The sequence below is a fragment of the Bradyrhizobium valentinum genome (genome assembly GCF_001440405.1).
GTDB classification, from domain to species: Bacteria; Pseudomonadota; Alphaproteobacteria; order Rhizobiales; family Xanthobacteraceae; genus Bradyrhizobium; species Bradyrhizobium valentinum.
The window spans coordinates 1-7,801 of sequence record NZ_LLXX01000142.1 but is presented as its reverse complement, the minus strand read 5'-3'; the positions used below and the strand labels follow the sequence as shown (position 1 = coordinate 7,801).

The 7,801-nt window shown below is 59.4% G+C and carries 14 protein-coding genes and 3 pseudogenes; 11 read left to right on the top strand and 6 right to left on the bottom strand.

Features of this window, described 5'->3' with window-relative positions:
* Positions 1–588 precede the first annotated feature (588 nt).
* Together CP49_RS24630 and CP49_RS24625 are read right to left on the bottom strand one after the other, a co-directional pair.
* Positions 589–860, bottom strand: a pseudogene (locus CP49_RS24630) (DNA -binding domain-containing protein).
* A gap of 809 nt (positions 861–1,669) precedes the next feature.
* Positions 1,670–2,093: pseudogene (locus CP49_RS24625) on the bottom strand (hypothetical protein).
* A 191-nt stretch (positions 2,094–2,284) separates the two neighbouring features.
* On the opposite strand from CP49_RS24625, the gene CP49_RS24620 reads away from it, so the two are divergent.
* The 7 genes and pseudogenes from CP49_RS24620 (at position 2,285) to CP49_RS24600 (ending at position 4,792) form a co-directional block, all read left to right on the top strand.
* A complete protein-coding gene (locus CP49_RS24620) occupies positions 2,285–2,542 on the top strand; it encodes a hypothetical protein (RefSeq protein WP_057852826.1) in 258 nt (85 codons plus the stop codon).
* 37 nt (positions 2,543–2,579) lie between these two features.
* Positions 2,580–2,726: a hypothetical protein gene (locus CP49_RS46305; RefSeq protein WP_197423220.1), complete on the top strand. Its 147-nt coding sequence runs from the start codon at positions 2,580–2,582 to the stop codon at positions 2,724–2,726.
* A 361-nt stretch (positions 2,727–3,087) separates the two neighbouring features.
* Positions 3,088–3,324 (top strand): annotated as a pseudogene (locus CP49_RS24615) (SOS response-associated peptidase); the annotation flags it as partial.
* A gap of 135 nt (positions 3,325–3,459) precedes the next feature.
* Complete coding sequence (locus tag CP49_RS24610; protein ID WP_057852765.1) at positions 3,460–3,804, top strand: hypothetical protein; 345 nt, start codon at positions 3,460–3,462, stop codon at positions 3,802–3,804.
* 32 nt (positions 3,805–3,836) lie between these two features.
* Positions 3,837–4,235, top strand: coding sequence for a BA14K family protein (locus CP49_RS47750; RefSeq protein WP_245310843.1), 399 nt, complete (start codon positions 3,837–3,839; stop codon positions 4,233–4,235).
* 132 nt (positions 4,236–4,367) lie between these two features.
* Complete coding sequence (locus CP49_RS46300) at positions 4,368–4,517, top strand: hypothetical protein (protein ID WP_197423219.1); 150 nt, start codon at positions 4,368–4,370, stop codon at positions 4,515–4,517.
* Positions 4,514–4,792, top strand: coding sequence for a hypothetical protein (locus CP49_RS24600; protein ID WP_245310842.1), 279 nt, complete (start codon positions 4,514–4,516; stop codon positions 4,790–4,792). The genes CP49_RS46300 and CP49_RS24600 overlap by 4 nt, the downstream gene beginning before the upstream one ends.
* A 115-nt stretch (positions 4,793–4,907) precedes the next feature.
* Here the strand turns inward: CP49_RS24600 and CP49_RS24595 are convergent, their stop codons facing one another.
* Positions 4,908–5,138, bottom strand: a complete 231-nt coding sequence (locus CP49_RS24595; protein WP_057852763.1) for a hypothetical protein — start codon at positions 5,136–5,138, stop codon at positions 4,908–4,910.
* Positions 5,139–5,315: 177 nt separating this feature from the next.
* On the opposite strand from CP49_RS24595, the gene CP49_RS46295 reads away from it, so the two are divergent.
* Positions 5,316–5,462: a hypothetical protein gene (locus CP49_RS46295; RefSeq protein ID WP_197423218.1), complete on the top strand. Its 147-nt coding sequence runs from the start codon at positions 5,316–5,318 to the stop codon at positions 5,460–5,462.
* The gene (locus CP49_RS24585) at positions 5,463–5,735 is read left to right on the top strand and encodes a DUF3551 domain-containing protein (RefSeq protein WP_245310841.1); all 273 of its coding nucleotides are present in this window, start codon (positions 5,463–5,465) and stop codon (positions 5,733–5,735) included.
* A gap of 157 nt (positions 5,736–5,892) precedes the next feature.
* Here CP49_RS24585 and CP49_RS43270 read toward each other — a convergent pair whose 3' ends face one another.
* Both CP49_RS43270 and CP49_RS24580 read right to left on the bottom strand, forming a co-directional pair.
* Positions 5,893–6,054, bottom strand: a complete 162-nt coding sequence (locus CP49_RS43270; RefSeq protein ID WP_082646215.1) for a DUF2934 domain-containing protein — start codon at positions 6,052–6,054, stop codon at positions 5,893–5,895.
* Positions 6,055–6,468: 414 nt separating this feature from the next.
* The gene (locus CP49_RS24580; protein WP_063791761.1) at positions 6,469–6,672 is read right to left on the bottom strand and encodes a cold-shock protein; all 204 of its coding nucleotides are present in this window, start codon (positions 6,670–6,672) and stop codon (positions 6,469–6,471) included.
* Between the two features lie 132 nt (positions 6,673–6,804).
* Between CP49_RS24580 and CP49_RS24575 the strand changes: the two genes are divergently transcribed.
* Complete coding sequence (locus CP49_RS24575) at positions 6,805–7,017, top strand: hypothetical protein (RefSeq protein WP_057852760.1); 213 nt, start codon at positions 6,805–6,807, stop codon at positions 7,015–7,017.
* A 25-nt stretch (positions 7,018–7,042) separates the two neighbouring features.
* Positions 7,043–7,213, top strand: a complete 171-nt coding sequence (locus CP49_RS45075; protein ID WP_156438624.1) for a hypothetical protein — start codon at positions 7,043–7,045, stop codon at positions 7,211–7,213.
* Between the two features lie 116 nt (positions 7,214–7,329).
* Here CP49_RS45075 and CP49_RS24570 read toward each other — a convergent pair whose 3' ends face one another.
* Positions 7,330–7,641, bottom strand: coding sequence for a recombinase family protein (locus CP49_RS24570; protein WP_057852759.1), 312 nt, complete (start codon positions 7,639–7,641; stop codon positions 7,330–7,332).
* Positions 7,642–7,801: the final 160 nt, after the last annotated feature.

Here is a 7,801-nt window from a genome sequence, read left to right as displayed (position 1 = left end):
TGGATCAACTAGCCGACAAGGTTGAGCGGGCCATAAATGCTCGAAAGACCGGCTAACGGTAGCGGTGCGAGTATGCGGGTAAAATCGCTACTCATTCTGCTGAGTGTCACGGCGCTAGGGGCTTACACGGTAGGTCGCCTTAGCAGTCCCGTTAACAACGCGCCAGTCGCGCAGCCGCAACCTTCCGTGGCCAAACCCCTTGCCTTCGCCCCTGTATCACCTCCTATTGCAGCGGCTACGACCTCAAACGCTCCTTTCAATCCGGTCCACGCCACCACCAAGGCGGCACCCGAGAAGCCTACGGCCACCCGCGCCCTCGAGAAGCCTGCACCGCCTGAGATACAGCGCAAGGCTGAGATCGCACTGACGGCCGCGGCAATCGCTGCGATCCTAGTCAAGGCAAGTCGAGACCAGTATCACGCAACCGGCAGGCCATGCGCCTGCCCGAATGACACCATGCGCAACGGCAGAGCGTGCGGCTCTCGGAGCGCCTATTCTCGACCGGGCGGCGCGGCGCCGCTTTGCTACCCTAGCGATGTGACGCCTATGATGATCGAGAGTTATAAGCAAAGCCAGGTGTCGCGACGATCAGGCGCCGCTTCGTAACAGGTGGCGATAACCTTGGTCGGTCATCCATCTGGCGCGCGAGAGGTGGCTTTCGAACGCTCGCCGCGCGCGGTCGGCGTCGCGGTCCGGGTCAACATGCAGGACGATCCGCGAGACATCGCGCCAGCGGCACCGTCCGCATCGGCATCGAGCAGGCGCAAGTACGTGATGAGATGCTCCTCGTCGTAGGTGGTAACCGCTGGATCGGCTGGGGCCAGATCAGCGTCATTAGGATCGAGCGGCGCATTCTTCATGGGCATTCTTGCGACGAGGGTACGACACGCCAACCTCGGCCACGGCTTCGGGTCAAGCCTGATCCGATTATCAGCGCGCAGTCCCAGAAGGCACCGGCTCCAATATGACGGCTGCATGACACAGAGATGCCGCAAATGCTGGCTGATCCTCGTTTTCAACATGAGTAAAACGTGGAGATCGATGTTACGCCGCGTGCGTGGAGAAGAGCACCTTTTGCTGCGCCAGTAATTCCCACGCGGCAACTGCATAGATACTGCCATTTGTACTTACTCTCTTCCTTTACTCGCCGCGCTATCCCGTCGCGGCCCCCCACACCCACATTTATCCGTTCGTACAATGAGGACTCAACGTTGAGCCGACGCACAGTTGGAATGTCCGAGGCCGATGAATTGAAAGACATGACGAGGTTGTTAGCGAGCTTATGGGAAGCCGCGCAACGCCTTCCTGAGGGATCAGAGCGGCAGGATGCGTTCAGACAGATCGGTAGCTTCCAGAGGCGGGTGGCGGCATTAATTGTACGCGCCCTTTAGGCTCTCAGGGATGTCGTGTCGGGCTCTGCGGTGGCTACCGATCCAACTCGCGCCGGAAGACTGCGATTTGGAAGTTGGCGAACTTGATAAAATTGGCATTATGCCATTGGGTTTTCCATGCCGTCGAAAATCAGGGGTTTGGTACAATGCTTGGGCCGATGAGCCGATTTTGATTTGGCCGACGCACTGGAGGATCTGGCGCGCGCCAACAAGTTGGTAAGTTAGTAATTTGGATTTGCGTATGCACCGCAGGCGTCGACCGTCCTTTCAACCGAAAGCTATCGCTCCTCATCAGGTGCACCACTTGTAAGGCGTGATCCCCCTTGTCTCGGTCAGCTTGATCACGTGCACCAGCGGTGCGTGGCGGCCCTTTCGATATGACCGGCATTTCAACGAAGCCTCCAGCTTCCAGAGCGGCGTGTCGCGCGGTCGGCGGATGGCGTCGAGCGGTAGGCTCGCCCGCGTCTTGCAGCGATTACATTCGACCTCCAGCCAGCCCAACCCACCATTGAGGCACTGGCCAATCGTCGGCGACGGCTGTGCGGGTCCGCCATAGCCTTCCGTGCGGATCGACCAAGCCTCCGCCTCCGCGCGGTCGGCGTCCCGAACTGCCTTCTGGGCAGCCTCCCGGGCGCCTTGGGCGCGCATCTCGGCTCCTATGATCTTGCCGCCCCAGATGACGTGTCGCGATTTGGCGCTCATGGCCAGGGATTACAGCGCTACGGCGCCAGACGTGCAATCCACGACCCCTAGGGATCACATTGGCTCCGTGGCGCTTCCACTTGGTCAAGCCAGCCGTCGCAGCGCAGAGAAAAAGTTGCAAGAAAGGTTGGAACCGTGGAAGCGGAGAAGCGTCGAGTCACGTCAGACTTACCACCGCCGTTGAGGGTGACATGACCCTGCATTTCAGCCGCGTTGGTTCTGCGGCAGAGGAGTTAGAGATATGGAGCGCGAGCGAACTCGGCTTTTCGTTCGTAATCAGTAACGAGAGCAGAGATGGGCCCGGACTTCACGGCAAGCCAGGCTTTGTAGCTTCTTGGCGCCCCATCCATATTAACAAGCCTACGATCAGGGTGGGCGGATCACCCTTCAAGACGTTCGCCGAAGCCGAGACGGCCTGTGAGGCCATGCTGGCGCACCTGATCAGATAGCTTCGGCCTTGGCGCAGCCGACGCAAGCTGAAGACCAATGACTGTTTTCGTTTACGTCAACACGAGCAAGCAGATCGGAGACAAAGACTACATCAAGGTGTTCGCCAATGTGGATGCGGCGGAAAAGTGGTTCGAGGAGAACGATCCTGAAGGCGTCGCGTTCGAGTACGAGGTATTAAAATAGTCGTTGATCCGCGCCTCTGCCGTGCGCACTTGCTGGTGGTAAATCGCGAGCGCACAATAGGGCTCGGTGTTGCACTTTGGTAACCCATTATTTTGCTCGCAAGCGATAAGTTCATCGCTTTGGGAGACAGGCATATGGACGTGTATTTGAATACCAAACGTGATCTGCTCATTGTGAAGAGGGGATATCCGATGCCGCCCGCTGCAGCGCAGGGAAAATGGCGCAAGAGCAAGAAGCGGGTTATCAAAGTCAGCACGAGATTAGCTCCGCGCTCCAGAGGCAGGGCTACTACATGCGCAAGCTAAGGGACCTGCATAGTAATAGAGACTAGCGCAAGAACCATCCTTCGCGGCAGCCTTCGATGTGCAATCTCTACAGCATCACCACCAATCAAGAAGCGATCCGCGCGCTCTTCCGCGTGATGAACCGCTACGTCGGCACCCTACCGCCAATGCCCGGCGTGTTTCCCGACTATCCAGCGCCCGTCATCCGCAATGCTGGCACTGAGCGCGAGTTGATGCTGATGCGCTGGGGCAAGCCGCCGCCACCGCGCACAGGCGGGCCGCCAGTCACCAACATCAGGAACGTCTCGCAGCCCTAGCGAGCTGCGTGCAGCCGGAACCCTCACCAAAAAGAGCAACTTGAGGCCCGCCACGGGTGGGAGTAGGCTTCCTGTATTGGCGAAGTGAAGAAGAAATGGCCCGATAACCCGTCAGAATTGGCGGTGGTTTACATGCGCCATACGATTGAGACCGCACCGAACGTCGTCATCCTCGAGGCGTCACACGCGCGGCGGGGATTTGCAGCTTCCTGGATCGCCCGAACCCTCGTCACGGCGGCGCTCATCGGAATCTGTCTCCACGCCGCAGTCGTCGCCTATGTGACGCGATACGCCAGTCAGCAGGAGATATCTAAGCTCATCACGATCGTCTCGCCGGTCATGGCGCAACAGACGCCATTGCCGAAGAACGACGAGACGGCGCAGCTCAAGCAGGCAGTCGACAGCGCGACGGCGGACTGCGGCAGGCTCTGCAGCAGGAGCACGATCGGGCCGGGGCGCTCGAAGCCGAACTGGTGAAGGCGTGGCGGTACGTCGGGAAGCTGTTGTCGATGCGCGACGGCGAGGCGGACCAGTTCAGCCAGGCGGTCGACAATGCGACGGCGGTACTGCGGCAGGCTCTGCAGCAGGAGCACGACAGGGCCGAAGCGCTGGCAACCGAACTGGCGAACGCGCGGCGCGCCATGGAACAGATACCCGCTGCCGTGGACGGGAGGCCCGGTGTCTCCTTGCCCGCCTGGGCAAACAGCTACGCCCTCGTGAAGCCCGCCCAGACCGCAGTGCAACCGGACGTGGCCAGGGAGAACGGCAAATCGGCAATTAAACCGGGTGAACCAGCTCGCGTTGAGCACAAACCGCGCGGGGGCTACGGCTGCCAGCACTTTCGGACCTACGATCCGGCATCCGGAACCTACATGGGCTATGACGGACGACGGCATTCCTGCCCATAAGTTCGGGCGGCGTTTTGGAAACAAGTCTAGCTGACCTGCCGCTATGGGCAACAAAATGCACCCGCCCTCACCTCGGCTGCTGCGGCTTCCTGACGACCTCGCCGAACGCGATCGTCGAGCCGATCCAAGGCAATGCCGGTGATCCACTGGATCGACGAGGAGCGCGACGTCTGGATGCGTGCGCCCTGGGACGAAGCAAAGGCACTGCAGCGGCCGCTGCCGGATGACGGGCTGAAGATTGTGGCGCGCGGCGCGGACAAGGAAGACAAGGCCGCCGCGTGATCGATCGCGGCTGGCAACGTGCTTTCGAGGATCCAATCCAACTACCCGACGGCCGAACGCTCGTTACCCTGCACGACGCCGCAACGTTCATCACGGCCCTGCCGAAAAAGGAATCCGACCTGCCGGAATGGCAAGCCGCAATCGAGGCGCTGATGTTGGTGTCGCGCAGCGGTCCGACGATGCTCGCCCGCATCGCCGTCATGAGAGCATTGAATCGCGGCCACGTTCGAGCGTTTGATTTATCGCGAAAGGACAAGCATTGGGCGCAAGCTTAGGAGGGACCAATGACGACGGTGTGGATTTACGTGGATACCAGATACCAGGTTGGTCATCCCGATCATCTCAACGTCTTCGCAAATGAGACCCCGTCTAGGGGGCGTTCTGATGTTCTCACTTATGGAGCGAACTGAGATAGGCGAAGTAAGCCGAGCAGGCCGAAGCGGCGGCCGCGAGCGCTGCGATCACCACGGAAGCGAACATGATCCAGCTCCGCCACTGGTCCTGTACGGCGGCTCTTCGTGCCATTTCGGCCTTTGCGGTGAGGTGGATGAGACTGTCAGGCCGTGTGGACAAATCCTGCGCGAGTTCGGCGTTGGTCTTTTGGTGCGGTTCTTTTGCCATGCGTAAACCTCCCAATGGTCACGCATCATATTCCTAAAGTTCTGGCCCGGCGTGGGGCATTCCACCGGAGGTGCCGCAAACTGTGGTACACTTTACGCAAAGACAGCAACGCGCGCACTGCTGCGGGCATTGAACGCCGGCAAGGGCGAAGAAAACCAAGGCATACAGGATCCAGCGATGACCGTTTTTGTCTATGTCAACACCAGCAAGCAGGTTGGCGACGCCGAGCACGTCAAGGTCTTCGCCACCACGGACGCCGCGGAAACCTGGTTCGAGGAAAACGACCCGAAAGACGTGGCGTTCGAGTGTGAGGTATTGGAGTGAATGGCGAAGGAGGCTCTGATTCGCATTCTGGCCTTGGCGATTTTGGCGATCGGGATGGTCTCAATAGGGCCGGCGGCCGCCCAGACGTACGATCCGGCTTATCCGGTTTGCCTGCACGTGTACGGCCGGCTCAACTATTACGAATGCCGCTACACGTCGCTGCCCCAGTGCAACTCGTCGGCATCGGGCCGCGCGGCACAGTGCGTCATCAATCCATATTTCGCGAGCGCGCAAGAGCCCGCGGGTTATCGGCGGCATCGCCGGGTCTACTAAAAACGAAAGCCGGCCGCGATTCCGATGGCGTTACATTCAAATATGAGGTCTTGGAGTGAACCGCATTGGCGGCAGGACTGCCTACGCCATGCTTGTGATCTTGCTGCTGGCGATCGTCTGGCAGGCGCTGGGCTCGCTGTAGGTTCTCTCGATTGCGTCACAGCGTGTCAGGGGTGCGCGTTGGCGAGGATTTGTCCTCATTGCGCAACTCCTGTTCAGCCAAATTCCAGAATTCCCTCTCCCGTCCGACGGGTCGGCCGGCCTGCTCCCAAAGTTGATAAGCTCGCGCCTCGATCTCTTCCTTGCTCGGTTCGGGCATTACATTTCTCCGCTAGGAGCACGGCCCCACCTTCGGGGGTGGTTGGGGCTTATCGGCGGGACCGCGCCAGGCCAGCCTTTTTGGGACTGGCCTCCGGATTCAAGTCCAATCGAAGCGGCTAGTTCCTCGCTAAGACTGCCCCACAAGACAAAGGCCACGCGGGCGTTACACCGCATGGCCTGATGCCGGGACTGTCCCGCTCCTCGCAAGATTCCGTCGCCGCTAAGACAACCGCGAACCAGCCAAGACGTTCCCATAAAAGCCCGCCAGGTTGAGTCGGCGGGCTTCCTACGCGGTTACTTCCCGCGGGCCTTGGGAGCAATCCGCGATTGCCCCGAAGATACAGAGCTGCGGTAACAAATGCCCGCGGCCCGCCAGCGTGAACCGGCGGGCCAAATTGGATGACTACGACGATCAACCTACCCTGAGGTTTTCGGCGGATTCTTTCCCGCGGTTGGCTACGACTTCATAGCTCACCTTCGCGCCCTCATTCAGATTGCTGAGACCTGCTCTCTCGACGGCCGAGATATGGACGAACACGTCCTTGCCGCCAGTGTCGGGCTGAATAAATCCATAGCCCTTTGTCGCGTTGAACCACTTCACTGTGCCTGTCGCCACGTCTATTCTCCCCATCGATTCGAAAACACGAAAGGATGGTGACAGAAATCCGGCGAAAGAAAGGGCCCGCCAGGGTGAACCCTCGCACGAAAGCCGCCGCTGGGTTGAGTCAGCGAAGAAGGCGAAGATCCGATGAAAGAAAGCACCCTAGCCAAAATCACGGCGTCCGTAGCCGCTGCAAAAGTCATGGCTCAAAAGGCACTGGCGAGCAGCCCAAACCCTGAGTGGACTGAGTCCGAAATGCGATCAATTGACGAGTGGATCGCCCTTCAGGACGTGAAACTCGATCGCCCCGAAGCCATCCGCCGCCTGGTCGAGCTGGGGCTGAAGGCGAAGGCGAAATGAAGATCGACAACACAACGAGGACGCCATGATTTCAGTTCTGATTGGGGTTTTAATTATCGTCGTCGTCGGCGCAATCTGCTTTTGGGCCATCGACAAGTTCGCCACCGACGCTCGACTAGCAAATCTGCTTAAGTTGCTCGTGGTGCTCGTTTGCCTCGGCGCCATTGTGCAACGAGTGCTGCCGCTGACATATTAGCCGAAGGCCCGGAGCCGCCCCGACGCCAATCGGGAGCACGCTGACCAAGCATGGTGCGGCTATATCTCGGTCCGGGTTATCAAGCCCACGGACATCTTGCGCCTGATTTGCTTAATCTATCCCAATGTGGGGCGCTTTCGCGCGCTCTTAGGTTGATCTAACCTACGTGCAACAAGAGGGCTCGGGGATGACTGATTCCACAGCAAAAGCGCCTTATGAGGGCGCCATTGAGGAAACCGCAAAGGCAGCGGGAAAAGCATTCGATCTCGTCGTTGATCCCTGCCCTTGGCACCACTGAAGCCAGCGTCCTCGTAGACTTTTATGATCTTCCAACCTGAGCGCTCTGCCACCTCTTCCAACTCCCGGCGCTGATTATCCGTGTCCTGCTTCGAAGTGCTGACCTGAATGTAGATGGCGACGCGCTTCATATAATCTTCTCCGACAAATCAGATCATAGCATGCTCAGGGGAAGGGAAATAGCTCAGCAAGCGCGTGCATCCAGAACGACGGCAGTCGGCGGCGCTGGCCAGTAGTCACGAGAAATCCTGCCTCAAAGTGGCGGCGATCTGTTCCAGCGCCCAGTCGACC

Coding starts and splice junctions, on each gene's coding strand:
- CP49_RS24620 (WP_057852826.1), top strand. CDS start 2,285: ATGACCCTGCATTTCAGCCGCGTTGGTTCTGCGGCAGAGGAGTTAGAG.
- CP49_RS46305 (WP_197423220.1), top strand. CDS start 2,580: ATGACTGTTTTCGTTTACGTCAACACGAGCAAGCAGATCGGAGACAAA.
- CP49_RS24610 (WP_057852765.1), top strand. CDS start 3,460: ATGCGCCATACGATTGAGACCGCACCGAACGTCGTCATCCTCGAGGCG.
- CP49_RS47750 (WP_245310843.1), top strand. CDS start 3,837: ATGCGCGACGGCGAGGCGGACCAGTTCAGCCAGGCGGTCGACAATGCG.
- CP49_RS46300 (WP_197423219.1), top strand. CDS start 4,368: ATGCCGGTGATCCACTGGATCGACGAGGAGCGCGACGTCTGGATGCGT.
- CP49_RS24595 (WP_057852763.1), bottom strand. CDS start 5,138: ATGGCAAAAGAACCGCACCAAAAGACCAACGCCGAACTCGCGCAGGAT.
- CP49_RS46295 (WP_197423218.1), top strand. CDS start 5,316: ATGACCGTTTTTGTCTATGTCAACACCAGCAAGCAGGTTGGCGACGCC.
- CP49_RS24585 (WP_245310841.1), top strand. CDS start 5,463: ATGGCGAAGGAGGCTCTGATTCGCATTCTGGCCTTGGCGATTTTGGCG.
- CP49_RS43270 (WP_082646215.1), bottom strand. CDS start 6,054: ATGCCCGAACCGAGCAAGGAAGAGATCGAGGCGCGAGCTTATCAACTT.
- CP49_RS24575 (WP_057852760.1), top strand. CDS start 6,805: ATGAAAGAAAGCACCCTAGCCAAAATCACGGCGTCCGTAGCCGCTGCA.
- CP49_RS45075 (WP_156438624.1), top strand. CDS start 7,043: ATGATTTCAGTTCTGATTGGGGTTTTAATTATCGTCGTCGTCGGCGCA.
- CP49_RS24570 (WP_057852759.1), bottom strand. CDS start 7,641: ATGAAGCGCGTCGCCATCTACATTCAGGTCAGCACTTCGAAGCAGGAC.